The organism is Streptomyces sp. NPDC054770 (assembly GCF_053611985.1).
Genome location: NZ_JBSHBL010000022.1, coordinates 1 through 16,077 on the forward strand (window position 1 = coordinate 1; position 16,077 = coordinate 16,077).

The 16,077-nt window shown below is 72.9% G+C and carries 12 protein-coding genes; 6 read left to right on the forward strand and 6 right to left on the reverse strand.

Features of this window, described 5'->3' with window-relative positions; all coding sequences use genetic code 11:
* Positions 1-2,298: CHAT domain-containing protein (locus ACWGKQ_RS20645; protein WP_453293468.1), on the reverse strand; the 2,298-nt coding region annotated here is incomplete at its 3' end.
* A gap of 149 nt (positions 2,299-2,447) precedes the next feature.
* Between ACWGKQ_RS20645 and ACWGKQ_RS20650 the strand changes: the two genes are divergently transcribed.
* Genes ACWGKQ_RS20650 through ACWGKQ_RS20660 form a run of 3 tightly spaced genes read left to right on the forward strand, consistent with a single transcriptional unit; the run spans position 2,448 to position 5,049 of the window.
* Positions 2,448-3,890, forward strand: coding sequence for a S8/S53 family peptidase (locus ACWGKQ_RS20650; protein WP_453293377.1), 1,443 nt, complete (start codon positions 2,448-2,450; stop codon positions 3,888-3,890).
* Positions 3,891-3,925: 35 nt separating this feature from the next.
* Positions 3,926-4,525, forward strand: coding sequence for an RNA polymerase sigma factor (locus ACWGKQ_RS20655; RefSeq protein WP_453293378.1), 600 nt, complete (start codon positions 3,926-3,928; stop codon positions 4,523-4,525).
* On the forward strand, positions 4,522-5,049 hold the full coding sequence (locus tag ACWGKQ_RS20660) for a hypothetical protein (protein ID WP_453293379.1): 528 nt from the start codon (positions 4,522-4,524) through the stop codon (positions 5,047-5,049). The genes ACWGKQ_RS20655 and ACWGKQ_RS20660 overlap by 4 nt, the downstream gene beginning before the upstream one ends.
* A 6-nt stretch (positions 5,050-5,055) precedes the next feature.
* Here ACWGKQ_RS20660 and ACWGKQ_RS20665 read toward each other — a convergent pair whose 3' ends face one another.
* The 4 genes from ACWGKQ_RS20665 to ACWGKQ_RS20680 all read right to left on the reverse strand — a co-directional run bounded on the left by ACWGKQ_RS20665 (position 5,056) and on the right by ACWGKQ_RS20680 (position 9,767).
* Positions 5,056-6,330 (reverse strand): cytochrome P450, encoded by a 1,275-nt coding sequence (locus tag ACWGKQ_RS20665; RefSeq protein ID WP_453293380.1) that lies wholly within the window; start codon positions 6,328-6,330, stop codon positions 5,056-5,058.
* A gap of 58 nt (positions 6,331-6,388) precedes the next feature.
* On the reverse strand, positions 6,389-7,180 hold the full coding sequence (locus ACWGKQ_RS20670; protein ID WP_453293381.1) for an N-formylglutamate amidohydrolase: 792 nt from the start codon (positions 7,178-7,180) through the stop codon (positions 6,389-6,391).
* 74 nt (positions 7,181-7,254) lie between these two features.
* Positions 7,255-8,406 carry a homoserine O-acetyltransferase MetX gene (gene metX / locus ACWGKQ_RS20675; protein WP_453293469.1) on the reverse strand — a complete coding sequence of 384 codons (1,152 nt, stop codon included), beginning with the start codon at positions 8,404-8,406 and terminating at the stop codon, positions 7,255-7,257.
* Positions 8,403-9,767 (reverse strand): bifunctional o-acetylhomoserine/o-acetylserine sulfhydrylase, encoded by a 1,365-nt coding sequence (locus ACWGKQ_RS20680; RefSeq protein WP_453293382.1) that lies wholly within the window; start codon positions 9,765-9,767, stop codon positions 8,403-8,405. The genes metX and ACWGKQ_RS20680 overlap by 4 nt, the downstream gene beginning before the upstream one ends.
* A gap of 384 nt (positions 9,768-10,151) precedes the next feature.
* On the opposite strand from ACWGKQ_RS20680, the gene ACWGKQ_RS20685 reads away from it, so the two are divergent.
* Both ACWGKQ_RS20685 and ACWGKQ_RS20690 read left to right on the forward strand, forming a co-directional pair.
* Positions 10,152-10,733 (forward strand): hypothetical protein, encoded by a 582-nt coding sequence (locus tag ACWGKQ_RS20685; RefSeq protein WP_453293383.1) that lies wholly within the window; start codon positions 10,152-10,154, stop codon positions 10,731-10,733.
* A 110-nt stretch (positions 10,734-10,843) separates the two neighbouring features.
* Positions 10,844-11,950 carry a DNA glycosylase AlkZ-like family protein gene (locus ACWGKQ_RS20690; protein WP_453293384.1) on the forward strand — a complete coding sequence of 369 codons (1,107 nt, stop codon included), beginning with the start codon at positions 10,844-10,846 and terminating at the stop codon, positions 11,948-11,950.
* A gap of 82 nt (positions 11,951-12,032) precedes the next feature.
* On the opposite strand, the gene ACWGKQ_RS20695 is transcribed toward ACWGKQ_RS20690, so the two are convergent.
* On the reverse strand, positions 12,033-14,249 hold the full coding sequence (locus ACWGKQ_RS20695; RefSeq protein ID WP_453293385.1) for an NADP-dependent isocitrate dehydrogenase: 2,217 nt from the start codon (positions 14,247-14,249) through the stop codon (positions 12,033-12,035).
* A gap of 225 nt (positions 14,250-14,474) precedes the next feature.
* Here ACWGKQ_RS20695 and ACWGKQ_RS20700 point away from each other — a divergent pair, with 225 nt between their 5' ends.
* Positions 14,475-16,058 carry a M1 family metallopeptidase gene (locus ACWGKQ_RS20700; RefSeq protein WP_453293386.1) on the forward strand — a complete coding sequence of 528 codons (1,584 nt, stop codon included), beginning with the start codon at positions 14,475-14,477 and terminating at the stop codon, positions 16,056-16,058.
* Positions 16,059-16,077: the final 19 nt, after the last annotated feature.

The following is a 16,077-nucleotide window of genomic DNA, read 5'->3' on the forward strand; positions in this document are numbered from 1 at the left end:
GCTGGAGAGAATGATCCGGTAGGGGCTGCGGGCGAGGCGTTCGAAGTCGTGCACGATCAGCGGGCCGTCGGCCATCCGCAGCGAGGAGAACAGCGGGCTGTCCGCGCGGAACATGCCGTGCGCGGCGATGTGGGCCAGCGCGGCGCCGTCCAACTCCTCCAGTACCCGCGGGACCTGGGCGTCGTCGTGCTCCAGGATCCGGGCCGTCGCGTACTGGCCCGCCACTTCGGGCACCTCCGCGCCCCCGGTCGCCAGCCCCGGCCCGCGGACCAGCACATGGCGGCCGCCCGGCGGCGGCTCGGTCTCCCGGGCCCGCAGCCAGCTCCCCGCCGACGGTGACACACTCAGCACCCGCTCCCGGAGGGCGGGAAGCAGGGCCCAGGGCACCCGGTGCAGCGCCCCCGGCGGGACGATCACCACCGGCCCGGAGCCGAGTTGGTCCGCCGCCGCGCCCAGCAGCAGCTCCTCCAGCCGTTTCCCGGCGGCCTCCACCACCGGCAACCGCGCCTCCGCCCCCGGGTGCGCGAGCCGGCGCAGCCCCGCCTGGACGTGCTCCGCCTCGGCGACCGCCTCCGCCAGCGGGCCCCCCGCGAAGCGCCGTACCCGGCCCTGTCCGCACAGCAGGATGTGCACCCGGCCGTCCACGACGGCGAGTTCGACCAACCGGGCCTCGCCGAGCCGGTCCAGGACACGGGCCGGGTCGAAGCGGTCGCCGCCGCCGGGGGCGTCGCCCCGGGTGTGATGCGTGTGGGCGCGGATCTCCCGTTCCAGGCGCCGCTGTTCACGCTCCAGGGCGGGCACCGGACGGCCCTCCCGGCGGGCCTCCTCCGCACGCGAGGCGATCTCCCGGAACGCGGTGAGGGAGGCGAGCAGGGCCGGATCCGCGGGCGGCCGGGTCGGCGGAGCGGCCAGGACCGTGGCCCGCCAGCGCTCGCTCCACTCCAGCAGCCGGCGCGGGCCGCCGTGCGCGAGGCTCGCCTGCTGGGCCAGCGCCGCCAGTTCGGCACCCTGCGCGGTGGCCCGGGCCCGCAGCTCCGAGGCGCCCAGCGTCATCCGGTGGTCGTCCAGCACGTCCAGGCCGCGCCGGCACGCCTCCAGGACACCCCGGCCCGAACCGGCCGCCCGGGCCCGCAGCGCCTGCGCGGCCCAGCCGGTCATCCGGGTCAGCGGCGGACCGACGTGCCTGCCGCGCGCGGCCACCGCGAGATGCCGTTCCGCGTCCGCCGTCCAGCCCAGCGCCAGCGCGATCCGCCCCGCGAGCAGCGAGGCCTCCGGCGCGGCCGGCGAACCGAAGGACGCCAGCTGGTCGGCGACCGCCGCCGCGTCCTGCACCAGCCGCCCGGACGCGGCCCCGCCCGCCACCCGCGCCTCGATCAGCACCAGCCGCGCATGCGTCTCCCACCAGCTGCGCCGCTGCCCCGAGAACAGCCGTACGGCGACGGCGGCCCGGGCGATCGCGGTCTGCGGGTCCCCGGTCGACAGCGCCGACCGGGCCGCGGTCAGCAGCAGTTCGGCCTTGCGGGTGGACTGCCCGCCGATCCGGTCCAGGGTCGCGATCGCCGCGTCCGCCTCGGCCAGCGCCTCCGGGGCCAGCCCGGCCGCCATCAGCACGTCGCAGCGCGCGATGTACAGCATGAACGAGGGCGTGCCCAGCTCGTCGTACCGCTCCTTGGCCGCGGCCAGCAGCCGCAGCGCCGCCGGGATGTCGCCGGACCGGTACGCGGCCAGGCCCCGGTTCTCCACGGCGACCGCCTTGTCGTGCTCCTGGCCCGTCGTCTCCCACAACAGCTCCGCCGCCGTGAAGTCCGCGTCCGCCCGCTCCACCGCGCCCATCGCCAGATGCACGGTGGCCCGCACGCTCAGCGCCCGCGCGGTCCAGATGACGTCGCCGGCCTGCCGCAGTACCGGTATCGCCCGCCGCAGGTCCTCCAGGGCCTCCTTGTGCCGGCCCAGCACCCAGGAGGCGAACGCCCGCCGGTACAGCACCCGGGCCCTGGTGTGCCCGCTGCCCCGGGCCACCCCGCGGTCCAGCGCGGCCAGCCCCTGCCGGGTGCGCCCCGCATGCACCAGGGCGACTCCGAGGGCGGCGAGGACATCCGCCTCCCGGTCCGCCGAGTCCGCGCGGGCCGCGAAGTCCCGGGCGCGCCGCAGATGGTCGAGGGCCACGGCAAGGTCCCCGAAGTCCCGCTGCCAGATGCCGATGACCTGGTGGGCGACGGACGCGTCCAGCGGCGACGGATCGGACCGCAGGACACGCTCCGCCCGCGCCAGGGCCTCGCCGGGGGCGGCGAACACCATCGGCAGCAGTTCCGTAACCGAATCGCTTCGCGCAGTCACCCCTCGGATGGTAGTGGCCTGGGCATACATGCCCCACAGGTTTGACGCTGTATCAAGCGGCGGGCCCGCGACTCTGACTGAAGAACGCCGTTACCGGGGGAGGACAGGCCATGGCACCGCATCGATTCCATGAGCAGTTCGATCAGATCCAGCGTTCCATGCCGGACGTACCACTGGCGATGGGGCCGGACGACGCCGCCGAGTTCCTGTACGAGAAGGGGGTGGTCCTCGCCCGCGACGGCGAGGAGGCACGGATCGTCGAGGACGCCGTGCGCGCCCACTTCACCGCGACCCCGGACCTGGTCGCCGACCACGTGCGCAGGGCCGGACCGGAGACCAACCGCACCGGGGTCACCCGCATCCGGGTCGGCGACCCGAACCACGGCGACCGCACCGGCGACCGCGCCGTCGGCCACGCGCTGCGCGCCCTGCGGGAGGCGGAGGGCCGCGCCGGCCGCCGCATGGTCAGCCGCAACCACGTGGTGTCCACCACCCCGAACGCCAACTCCTGCAACCCCTGCGAGCCGCTGCCCGCCCTGCTCACCCAGACACCCAACCCGCAGGCCGTGGCAGGAAGTCACGACCCGGACACCGCCGTCAGCGTCCTCGTGATGGACACCGGTCTGGTGCACGACTACCGCTCCTACCCGGTCCTCGCCCGTGTCCAGGGCGACCCGCAGCTCCACGAGACCGACGCCGACGGCATCCTCCAGCAGTACGTCGGCCACGGCACGTTCATCGCCGGCCTCATCGCCGCCCTCGCCCCGAACACGGACATCACCGTCACCAACACCCTCAACGACGCGGGCGCGATCCTGGAGTCCGAGTTCGGTGCCAAGCTCTTCGAGGCGATCGACCAGCACGGCTGGCCGGACGTCATCAGCCTCTCCGCCGGCACCCCGAACGGCAGCGCCGACGGACTCCTCGCCGTCGAGGCCTTCATGGACGCCCTGCGCGACCAGTCCACCCTGCTCGTCGCCGCCGCCGGCAACAACGGCAGCGCCAGCTACTTCTGGCCCGCCGCCTGCGCCGACCTGGCCGGCTACGAGAACACGGTCCTCTCGGTCGGCGCGCTGCGCAGCGACGGCGAGTACGGCGCCTGCTTCACCAACCACGGCGGCTGGGTCAAGGTCTACGCGCCCGGCGAGCACCTCATCGGCGCCATGGCCGGCTTCGACGCGCCCGTGCCGTACGTGTACCAGCACACCACCTACGACGCCTGCCGGTTCGGCTTCACCTACGCCTGCACCTGCCAGTACCCACGCCACACCGGCGTGCTGACCGACACCGGGACGACCGGCCCCGGCAAACCGGACCAAGTGATGTTCGAAGGGTTCGCACAGTGGAGCGGAACATCGTTCGCCACCCCCATCGTGGCCGGCCTCGTCGCCGACCGGATGACCACGCACCAGGAGTCCGACCCGCGCACGGCGGCCGCCCGGCTCCTCGCGGACATCTCGGAGTACGCCGAGGTGCGCGGCACCCCTGTACCGGCGCTCCGCCCGGCGAGCTGGCAGCCGGTCCCGGTCGTAAGTCTGGCTGCGACGGCCTGAGTTCCGGAACACTCCCCTCCACGGCGTACGATGACTTGCCGTACACGAGGGGTGGGACAGTGGACCGAGCAGAGGTCGGCGCGCTGGTCCAGTCCGCCGTCGACGGCGACGCGGCGGCCTGGAAGGCGCTCGTGGAAGGGCTGAGCCCGCTGGTGTGGTCGGTGGTGCGCGCGCACCGGCTCTCCGACGCCGACGGGCACGAGGTCTACCAGACCGTGTGGTTCCGGTTCGCCCAGCACCTGGGCCGGATCCGGGAGCCCGACAAGGCGGGCTCCTGGCTGGCCAGCACGGCACGCAACGAGTGCCTGAAGGTGATCCGGGGCCTGACCCGGCTGCTGCCGACCGACGATCCCCAGGTGCTGGACCGGATCAGCGAGGACCGCACGCCCGAACAGTCCCTGATCGACGCGGAGGACCGGGCCGACGACGCCCAGCGGATCCGTCTGCTGTGGCAGGAGTTCGAGGAACTCGGCGACCGGTGCAGGCAGTTGCTGCGCGTCCTGATGGCCTCACCGCCACCCAGCTATGTCGAGGTGTCCGTCGCGCTGGGCATCGCCGTGGGCAGCATCGGCCCGCTGCGCCAGCGCTGTCTGCGCCGGCTGCGGGCCCGGCTCGACGCGAGGGGTGCGGTGTGAGCGACGACGAGTTCCTGTCCCACGACGGCATCGAGAACGGTCTTGACGATGGCCTTGACGACGGCCTCGGCGAGGTCGCCGGCGACGCCGGATTCGACGCGGACCTCCTGGAGGAGGAACTGCGCGGTGCGGCCGCCGTGCTCGACCCGCTCCCGGCCGGGCTGCTCCAACTGGCCATGGACGCCTACCTGTTGCACGACCTGGAGGCCCGGGTCGCCGAGCTGACCTTCGACTCGCTGACCGACGCCATCCCCGTCAGAGGCGCCGAGGACCCGCCCCGGATGCTGACCTTCCAGGCGGGCGAGCTGACCGTGGACGTCGAGGTCACCGACGACGGACTGCTCGGCCAGCTGCTGCCCCCGCAGCCGGCGGGGATCGAGGTGCTCGGCGGTCCGGCGGTGGCCCGCCCGCTCACGGTCGACGGCATGGGCCGCTTCGCCAGCGACACCGCGCCGACCGGGCCGTTCGCACTCCGGCTGCGGACGGGCGGGGACGTGATCGTGACGGAGTGGCTGCGGGCCTGAGGAGCCTCACCAGGCGACCGGCAGTGTCCGCGGTCCCCGGATCATCGTCCTGCGGCGCCACTCCACCCCTTCGGCCGGCACCGCGAGCCGCAGCTTCGGCAGCCGGTCGAGGAGGGTGTCGACCAGGAGTTCGGTCTGCAGCCGGGCCAGGACCGCGCCCGTGCAGTAGTGCGCCCCATGGCCGAAGGCGAGGTGCGGGTTCGGGTCGCGGTCCGGGTCGATGCGGTCCGGGCCGGGGAAGACGCCCGGGTCCCGGTTGGCGGCGAGGTAGGAGACGTACACCGGATCGCCGGCCGCGATCCGGGTGCCGTCGCCCAGCTCGACGTCCTCCAGGGCGATCCGGGCGAGCCCGACCGTGCTGCGGTGCGGGATCCAGCGCAGCAGCTCCTCCAGGACCGGCCCGCGCTCCGCCGGCCGCTCCCGCATCCGCGCCATCAGCTCCGGCCGGGTCAGCAGCAGGAACAGCATCTGCCCGCAGTTGTGGGTGACCGCCTCGCCGCCGATCTGCAGCGGACCGGCCAGCCCGACGGCCTCCTCCTCGCCGATCTCGCCGCGGGCCACCGCACCCCCGAGCAGCGAGTAGACGTCCTCGCCCGGACTGCCGGCACGCGCGCGTACCGCCTCGGTGATCCATCCGTACAGCCCCTGCTTGGCCGCTTCGGCGGCCTCCACGCCGCCCGAGGTGGAGATGATCTGCCGGGTCCAGGCGTGCACCCGCTCCCGGTCCGCCGCCGGCACCCCCATCACCTCGCTGACCACCGTGATCGGGAACGGCTCCAGGACCCGCTCGACCAGATCGGCGGGCGGCCCGTCCCGCACCACCCCGTCGACCAGTCCGTCGAGGACCTCCTGCGCCCGGGGCCGCAGCCGCTTCATCGCACCGACCGTGAAGGCACCGGCGAGCGGCTTGCGCAGCCGGTTGTGGTCGGGCTGGTCGGCCCAGGCCAGCGAGCCCGGCCGGGGCTTGAAGTGCGGGGCCAGCCGGGTCACCTGGCGCCGCGTGACCTCGGCCCGGCTGAACCTCGGGTCGTTGGTGACGGTCCTGACGTCCTCGTACCGGGTGGCGAGCCATGCCCAGCCCTCGCCGTACGGCAGCCGGATCCGGGTCACCGGTCCTTCCCTCATCAGGGCGGCGAGGACCGGGTCGAAGTCCGTCCCCGCCAGTTCGAGCGCGGGCCAGTCCCGCACCGGCGGAGCGGCCTCGCAGACGGGCGGGAGCGGCTCCGCCGCCGCGGGCGCGGTCGTCTCCGTGGGCGTGGGCGCGGTCGTCTCCGTGGTCATGCCTCCACGGTCGTACGGCCCGCACCCGGTGTCCTGCCGGAATGCTCCAGCCGGAGGGTCAGCGGCCGGCGGTGTCCACGAGCGTCGCGAGAGCGGTGGCGAGCCGGTCCGCTCCCGGTCCCGCCGGCCCGCCGGGCTCGGTCATGTAGAGGTCCCGCCGGATCTCCACCATCAGCGCGCCGACCCGCGCGTCCGTCCCGTAGAACTCCAGCGGTACGTAGGTCCCGCCGAACGGGCTGTCCAGTCCCGTCTCCCCGCACCCCGCGAAGGCCTCGCGGGCCGCCCGGGTCAGCCCGGCCGGCGTGTGGAAGGCGTCCGTGCCCAGACACACCGGCGGCCGCGGCCCCGTCCCGTGCAGCTCGTAGGGGAGCGCCCGGCTCGGATAGGAGTGCACGTCGATCACCACGGCCCGCCCGGTCGCCGCCAGCCGCCCGGCGACGGCCTCCGTCATCGCCCGGGCGTACGGCCGGAAGTACCGCTCGACCAGCGGCCCCGGGTCGCACGGCTCGTCCCGCAGCACATCCCGGTGCGTGGTCCGCGTGTACACGGCCCCCATTCCGACGGCGAGCATCTCCTCCCGCTCGTCCGGGAACCGTTCCGGGTCCACCACCAGCCGCGACAGCCGGTTCACGAACCGCCAGGGGGTCACCCCGGCCAGCGCGGCCGCGGCCTCGGCGAGCTCGGCGGTGTGGGCGTCCGTGATGTGGTCCAGCTCCCGCTCCAGCGCGGCGTCGCCGAGCACGATCCCGGCCCGTACCCCGGCCGGGATCGTCCTGGACGAGTGCGGCACGTGCAGGATCACGGGCGACTCGGCGGCGCCGGGCAGGAGTTCGTACGATGGCTGGGACACGGGCGGCTCCCGGGGCGTTGGCAGTGGCAGGGTGCGGGATCACGGTGTCACATCGGTGCCGGACGGGTGAGCCCTCAGCCGAGCAGCTCCCGCACCAGCGCGCCCACCTGCTCGGTCTCGATCAGGAAGCCGTCGTGGCCGTACGGCGACCCGATCACCCGGAGCCGGTCGGCGGACGGGATCAGCGCCGCCAACTCGGCCTGCTGGGCCGGGGGATAGAGACGGTCGGAGTCCACGCCCGCCACCAGGGTGCGGGCCGTGACCCGGCCGAGGGCGGCGCTTACCCCGCCCCGGGCGCGGCCGACGTCATGGGCGTTCATCGCCTCCGACAGCACCACGTAACTGCCCGCGTCGAACCGCCGTACCAGCTTGGCGGCGTGGTGGTCGAGGTAGGACTCCACCTGGTAGCGGCCGCCGCCGAAGGGGTTCTCGGTGCCCTGCGCGGTCCGGCCGAAGCGGATCGCGAGCTCGGGTTCGCTGCGGTAGGTGACATGGGCGATCCGGCGGGCCAGGCCCAGGCCGGTGTGCGGGGCGCGCCCGGTGCCGTGGTAGTCGCCGCCCTGCCAGCCCGGGTCGGTGCGGATCGCGGTGAGCTGCACGGCCGACCAGGCTATCTGCTCGGCGCTCGCCGCCGCCGTCGTGGCGAGCAGCAGCAGCGCCCCGACCCGCTCCGGGTACGACACCGCCCACTCCACGGCCCGCATCCCGCCCATCGACCCGCCGACGACCAGCGCCCACCGCCCGATGCCCAGGGCGTCGGCCAGCCCCGTCTCGGCGGCGACCTGGTCGCGCTGGGTCAGGAAGGGGAAGGCACCGCCCCAGGAGCCGTGCCCGTCGGCTCGCCGCGAGGCCGGACCGGTGCTGCCCTGGCAGCCGCCCAGGACGTTCGGGGCGACGACGAACCAGCGGTCGGTGTCCAGCGCCAGCCCCGGCCCGACCAGGCCCTCCCACCAGCCCGGGGTCGGATGCCCCGGACCGGCGGGCCCGGCGACATGACTGTCACCGGTGAGCGCGTGCAGCACGAGCACGGCGTTGGCGGCATCGGGGGCGAGCCGGCCCCAGGTCTCGAACGCCAGCCGTACGCCGGGGAGTTCACCGCCGGCCTCCAGGGACAGTGGCTTCTCCGCCGCGTACCACTGCCGGCGACCCGGCGGATCCCCCTCCCGCCAGGCCCCGTCGGCGTGCGGAAGGGGGAGAGGAACCTCCGGATGCGGTACGGCGTTCAGGACGCCGCGCCCTTGGCGGCGCGGAATCCGGCCTCCAGGTCGGCCTTGAGGTCGGCGAGGTTCTCGATGCCGACCGACAGGCGCACCAGGCCCGGCGTGGTCCCGGTCGCCGCCAGCTGCTCCTCGTCCAGCTGGCTGTGGGTGGTGGACGCCGGGTGGATGATCAGACTGCGGACGTCACCGATGTTGGCGAGGTGGCTGAACAGCTCGACCGCGTCCACGAACCGCTTGCCCGCCTCGATCCCGTCCCGCAGCTCGAAGGAGACGATCGCGCCGGCGCCGCGCGGCAGGTACGTCTGCCCCGCCTCGTACCAGCGGCTGGACGGCAGGCCCGGATAGTGGACGGCGGCGACCTCGTCGCGCTGCTCCAGCCATTCGGCCAGCGCCTGCGCGTTGGCGGAGTGCCGCTCCAGCCGCAGGCTCAGCGTCTCCACGCCCTGCAGCAGCAGGAACGCCGAGTGCGGGGAGAGCGCCGGGCCGAGGTCGCGCAGCAGCTGCACCCGCAGCTTGATCGCGTACGCGCCCGGGCCGAGCGCCGGCCAGTACTGCAGGCCGTGGTAGCTGGGGTCGGGCTCGGTGAAGTCGGGGAAGCGGTCGGAGTGCGCGCCGAAGTCGAAGCTGCCGCCGTCCACGACCACGCCCGCGATCGTCGTGCCGTGCCCGCCGAGGAACTTGGTCGCCGAGTGCACCACGATGTCCGCGCCGTGCTCGAGGGGCCGCAGCAGGTAGGGAGTCGGGACCGTGTTGTCCACGATCAGCGGTACGCCCGCCGCGTGCGCCACGTCCGCGACCGCGCGCACGTCCAGCACGTTGCCGCGCGGGTTGCCCAGCGTCTCCGCGAACAGCGCCTTGGTGTTCGGGCGGACGGCCGCCCGCCAGGCCTCGGCGTCGTCCGGGTCGTCCACGAAGGACACCTCGATGCCGAACTTCGGCAGGGTGTGCCGGAACAGGTTGTACGTGCCGCCGTACAGGGACGTGCTCGACACGATGTGGTCGCCCGCGCTCGCCAGCGTCAGGATGGCCAGCGTCTCGGCGGCCTGCCCGGACGACAGCGCGACCGCCGCGACCCCGCCCTCCAGGGCGGCGATCCGCTGCTCGAAGACGTCCTGGGTGGGGTTGTGGATGCGGGTGTAGATGTTGCCGGGCTCGGCGAGGGAGAACAGGTCGGCGGCGTGCTGCGTGTCGCGGAACACGAACGACGTCGTCTGGTAGATCGGCGTCGCCCGGGCCCCGGTCGTCGGGTCCGGCACGGCTCCCGCGTGGATCTGGCGGGTCTCGAACGACCAGGCCGAGGTGTCGGGCCCGGCGGGCGGCTCCTCGGGCGTGTGGCCGGCGGTGACGGAGTCGATGGGCTGGCTCATGGTGGTGCTCCTCGTGCGGGAAGGCAGGACCGCGCGCGGGTACGCGCACGCGTCGGCGGAACAGGGCGGACCGGGGGAACAGCGAGGGCGTGGGAAGGGCCGGAGCGGAGCGTCAGCTCTCGGCGCGACACCCTGTGGTGGTGACACGTACGTGGTCGACATGACGTCGGGTCACAAGCACCGTCATGGGGAGAGCGAACCACAGCGGGTCACGGCGGACCAGCCGCGCGCCACGCGTGACACGCAGACTTCACGAACGGCATACCTGCGTCGTGCCGGACGACTCGTACCGGTCCGCGGCCGACTCCCACGTTCGGTGCCCGTCCGTCCCGGCGTGGCACTAGGTTTGCGGTCGGCGACGGACGATCAGGTGGGGGTTGGCGCATGGCCGGGTTGGACGAACTTGTGCAGCTGTTCGGCCCGCCTCCGGCACGTGAACCGTCTCCGGAGGACTGGGCCGAGGTGGAGGCATACGTCGGCTCGGCCCTGCCCCGCGACTTCAAGGCGTTCCTGGACGCCTACGGCACCGGCTCGATCTGCGGCGAGCTGGTCGTCTTCCACCCGCGAGGATCCAGTCCGCTGATGACGCGGATGCGGGAGATCCACGAGTCGTTCGGCCGGTCGTGGCGACGTGAGCCGGGCGCGTATCCGTTCCGGTTCCATCCCGAGCCGGGCGGCCTGATCTCCTGGGGATACGACCACTCGGGCGACGAGCACTTCTTCTGGCCGTGCGCCCCGGAGCCGGACCGCTGGAAGGTCGTCACCAACATCAACGGAGCCGACCCCGAGGTCTTCGACGGACCTTTCACCGATTTCGTTCTCTCCTTCGTCAAGCGCCTGCGCGATGTGGATCCGTATCACGGGATCGATCCGGATGCCCTGGAGTTCCTTGAGCCGGAAGACCTGGACGAACTGGCAGAACGTGGCGAGATCGGCCCGGTCGACCCGAGCTTCGAGCCGTTCTGACCTGTTCGGGTCCGTGCGCCCGACCGGCCGTCGGGATGCTCCCCGGAGCCGGACCCCCGGGCGATGCCACGTACACCGCACTGTCAGACCCTGCGCCTAGTCTCGGAACCATGGCCGTCCACCAGCTCTCGCGTGCCGACGCCCGCCGTATCGCCGTCCGGGCCCAACTCCTCGACGCCGCACGGCCGGACGGTCTGCTCGACGTGGTGCGCGGACTGACCCTGCTGCAGATCGACCCGACCGCCGCCGTCGCGCCCAACGCCGACCTCGTGGCGTGGAGCCGGCTCGGATCGTCGTACGCACCGGCCGAGTTGACCGGCGCACTCGGGAAACGGGCGCTGCTGGAGCTGCAGGCCATGATCCGTCCCGGTGAGGACCTCGCGCTCTACCGCGCGGAGATGGCCGAGTGGCCGGAGCGCGGGACGCCGGCGTCCTGGCGGGAGTACCACCGGACGTGGGCGGCGGCCAACGACGCCTGCCGCCGGGACATCCTTGCCCGGCTCGGTGCCGATGGGCCGCTGCCCTCGCGGGCCCTGCCGGACACCTGCGCCGAGCCGTGGCGGTCGAGCGGCTGGAGCAACAACCGCAACGTCACCAAGCTCCTGGAGCTGATGGTGCAGCGCGGCGAGGTCGCCGTCGCCGGGCGGGCCGGCGGCGACCGGTTGTGGGATCTCGCCGACCGCGTCTACCCCGCCATGCCGTCGGTCCCGGTCGAGGAGGCGCTGCGCGTCCGCGCCGAGCGGCGGCTGCGCGCCCTCGGCATCGCCCGTGCCCGTGGCCCGGAGTGCCCGGTCGAACCGGCGGACGTCGGCGAGGCCGGCGAGCCGGCCGTGGTCGAGGGGGTGCGGGGCACCTGGCGGGTGGACCCCGCCCAGCTGGGGCTGCCGTTCGAGGGGCGCGCGGCCCTGCTGTCGCCCTTCGACCGGCTGGTCCACGACCGCAGGCGCACCACCGAGCTGTTCGAGTACGAGTACCAGCTGGAGATGTACAAGCCGGCCGCCAGGCGCCGCTGGGGGTACTTCGCGCTGCCGATCCTGTACGGCGACCGGCTGGTCGGGAAACTCGACGCCACCGCCGACCGGAAGGCCGGGCGCCTGCGGGTGGCCGCCGTCCATCAGGACGTGCCGTTCACCAAGGCCATGAGCGCCGGGATCGGCCGGGAGATCGAGGATCTGGCGCGATGGCTGGAGCTGGAGCTGGAGACGCCGGCGGAGTGACGCGGCCGGACAGGGCTCCGCCCCGGCGGGCGGGGTGCCTGCCGGGGCGGAGACTGCGGAGACTTCAGGACGCGGCTGCGGCTCAGAGGGCCGCGAGCGCCGCGTTCCAGGTGGCCGACGGGCGCATCACCGCGTCCGCCTTGGCCTTCTCGGGCTGGTAGTAGCCGCCGATGTCGGCCGGGGAACCCTGGACGGCGAGCAGCTCGCCGACGATCTTCTGCTCGTCGGCGGCCAGCGACTCGGCGAACGGCGCGAACGCCTTGGCCAGGTCGGCGTCGTCGGTCTGGGCGGCCAGCTCCTGCGCCCAGTACAGGGACAGGTAGAAGTGGCTGCCGCGGTTGTCGATACCGCCGACGCGACGGGTCGGGGACTTGTCCTCGTTGAGGAAGGTCGCCGTGGCGCGGTCGAGGGTGTCGGCGAGGACCTTGGCGCGGGTGTTGCCGGTGAAGTCGGCGTACTGCTCGAAGGAGGGGACGAGCGCGAAGAACTCGCCGAGGGAGTCCCAGCGCAGGTAGTTCTCCTTGACCAGCTGCTGGACGTGCTTCGGCGCGGAACCGCCGGCGCCCGTCTCGAACAGGCCGCCGCCCGCCATCAGCGGGACGACCGACAGCATCTTGGCGCTGGTGCCCAGCTCCAGGATCGGGAACAGGTCGGTCAGGTAGTCACGGAGCACGTTGCCGGTGACGGAGATGGTGTTCTCGCCGCGGCGGATGCGCTCCACCGAGAGCTTGGTGGCCTCGACGGGGGAGAGGATCCGGATGTCCAGGCCCTCGGTGTCGTGCTCCGGCAGGTACTGCTCGACCTTGGTGATCAGCTGCGCGTCGTGGGCGCGGCCCTCGTCCAGCCAGAAGACGGCCGGGTCGCCGGTGGCGCGGGCGCGGGTGACGGCCAGCTTCACCCAGTCCTTGATCGGCGCGTCCTTGGTCTGGCAGGCGCGGAAGATGTCACCGGCGGCGACCGGCTGCTCGATCACGACGTTGCCGGCCGCGTCGACCAGGCGGACCGTGCCGGCGGTGGCGATCTCGAAGGTCTTGTCGTGGGAGCCGTACTCCTCGGCCTTCTGCGCCATCAGGCCCACGTTCGGGACCGAGCCCATGGTGGACGGGTCGTAGGCGCCGTTGGCCCGGCAGTCCTCGATCACGGCCTGGTAGACACCGGCGTAGGAGGAGTCCGGGATGACCGCGAGGGTGTCGGCCTCCTGGCCGTCCGGGCCCCACATGTGGCCGGAGGTGCGGATCATGGCCGGCATTGAGGCGTCGATGATGACGTCGGAGGGCACGTGCAGGTTGGTGATGCCCTTGTCGGAGTCGACCATCGCCAGGGCCGGGCCCTCGGCGATCTCGGCGTCGAAGGAGGCCTTGATCTCGGTGCCCTCGGGCAGGTTCTCCAGGCCCTTGAGGATGCCGCCCAGACCGTCGTTGGGGGACAGGCCGGCCGCCTTGAGCGTCTCGCCGTACTTCGCGAACGTCTTCGGGAAGAAGACGCGCACCACGTGACCGAAGATGATCGGGTCGGAGACCTTCATCATCGTGGCCTTGAGGTGCACGGAGAACAGGACGCCCTCCTGCTTGGCGCGCGCGACCTGCGCGGCCAGGAAGTCGTTGAGCTGCGCGACATGCAGCACGGAGGCGTCGACGACCTCGCCCGCGAGGACCGGTACGGACTCCTTGAGGACCGTGGTGGTGCCGTCCTCGGCGACCAGCTCGATCTTCAGCTTGCCGGCCTCGGAGATCACCGCGGACTTCTCGGTGGAACGGAAGTCGTTCTCGCCCATGGTCGCCACGTCGGTCTGGGACTCGGAGGTCCAGGCGCCCATGCGGTGCGGGTGGGTCTTGGCGTAGTTCTTGACCGAGGCGGGGGCGCGGCGGTCCGAGTTGCCCTCACGCAGGACCGGGTTCACGGCGGAACCCTTGATCTTGTCGTAGCGGGCGCGGATCTCGCGCTCCTCGTCGGTCTTCGGGTCGTCCGGGTAGTCCGGCAGCGCGTAGCCCTTGCCCTGGAGCTCGGCGACGGCGGCCTTCAGCTGCGGGATCGACGCCGAGATGTTCGGCAGCTTGACGATGTTGGCCTCGGGCGTCTTGGCGAGGTCGCCCAGCTCGGCCAGGGCGTCCGGGATGCGCTGGTCCTCGTTCAGGTACTCCGGGAAGTGGGCGATGATGCGGCCGGCCAGCGAGATGTCGCGGATGTCCACGGCGACACCGGCCTGCGAGGCATACGCCTGGATCACCGGCAGGAACGAGTGCGTCGCGAGGGCCGGGGCCTCGTCTGTGTAGGTGTAGATGATGGTCGAGTCAGTCACCGGGTGCTCCGCTCCACGTCTGCAACATTGCTCGACATCAAGATATCTCGTGATCGACCCATGCTCGACAGGGGTCCGCGACTCGGAAGATCCGGTTGTCCGGTTGTCATACGACGGGCAACCGGATCGGTCAAAAGGGTGGTCATGACGAACGAGCCACCTCACGAGCCACCACCGACCCGGCGGCCGGACCGACCACCCGGCCCGCCCGAGCGAAAGCGGACCATGAGATATCGCACCAGAGTGACGGCCCCGGCGGCCGCCCTGCTCGGCACCGCGACCGTACTGGCCACGGGGGCCCCGGCCCTCGCGCGTCCCTTCTCCGCGGGGGAGAAAAGCGGCGCCGCGAGGGCCGGGGGCGACACAGCTTCCCCGGGCCCGGAGACCCTCGGCGACCCCGTCTACCCGGCCCTCGGCAACGACGGCTACCGGGTCCTCGCCTACCACCTCGACCTCGCGTACGACGCCGCGACCCTGCTGGTCGACGCCACCGCGACCCTGCGCATCCGTACCACCCAGGACCTGTCCCGCTTCTCCCTGGACGCCCTCGGCCTGGACGTCTCCGCCGTGCGGGTCGACGGCCGGGACGCCGCCTTCGAGCAGGCGGACGAGAAGCTGCGGATCACCCCGGCCCGGCCGCTGGACGGGCGGGACGACGTCACCGTGTGCGTGACCTACACGGCCGACCCGCACCGCACCCTCCCGCACACCGCCTGGATACCCACCCCGGACGGCTTCGCGATCTGCCCGCAGCCGAACTCCGCGCACACCGTCTTCCCGTGCAACGACCACCCCTCGGACAAGGCCGACTTCACCTTCCGCATCACCGTCCCGAGCGGCCTGCGCGGCGTCGCGAACGGCCTGCTCACCCGGACCGAGGACCTCCCGGGCGACCGGACGGCGTACTCGTACCGCTCCAGGGCGCCGATCGCCACCGAACTCGTCCAGATCACCGTCGGCGACTACGTGGTCAAGGACCGGCCGGGCCCGCACGGCCTGCCGCTGCGGGACATCGTCCCCACGGCCCGCGCCGCCGCCCTGGAACCGGCGCTCGCCCTCACCCCGGGCCAGGTCGCCTGGCTGGAGGACCGGCTCGGTGCCGCCTTCCCGTTCGAGACGTACGGCCTGCTGCCCTGCAACTCCGACGACCCGGACGCCTTCGACTTCACGGGCCTGGAGACCCAGACCCTCACCCTCTACAAGCCGAACTTCCTGCTCCAGCCGGAGGCGAAGATCGGCTCGCACATGATGCACGAGCTCGTCCACTCGTACTTCGGCAACATGGTCAGCCCCGCCACCTGGGCCGACCTCTGGCTGAACGAGGGCCACGCCGACTTCTACGGGCTGCTCTACCGCTACGAACGCGGCTGGCCGGACTCCCTGGGCCTGACCACCATGGAGGCCCGGATGAAGGACACCTACGCGCGCGGCGACCAGTGGCGCCACGACTCCGGCCCGGTGGCCGCCCCGAACGAGGTCGACCTCTTCGACGACCAGCGCTACCTCGGCGGCGTCCTGGTCCTGTACGCCTTCCGCGAACTGGTCGGCGAGGACGCCTTCCACACGGTCGAGCGCACCTTCCTGGACCGCTTCCGGTACCGCTCGGCGTCGACGGCGGACTACATCGCGGTGGCCACGGAGGTCACCGGCCAGGACCGGTCCGGCTTCCTCCGCGACTGGCTCTACGGCACGACGACCCCGCGCATGCCCGGCCACCCGGACTGGACGGTCACCCCGGTGACGCCGTCCCTGGCCACCCCGCACAGCCTGCGCGGCGGCCACCACCACGACAACTCGGCGACGCTCTGAGCAAGGAGTGGAGAGCAGG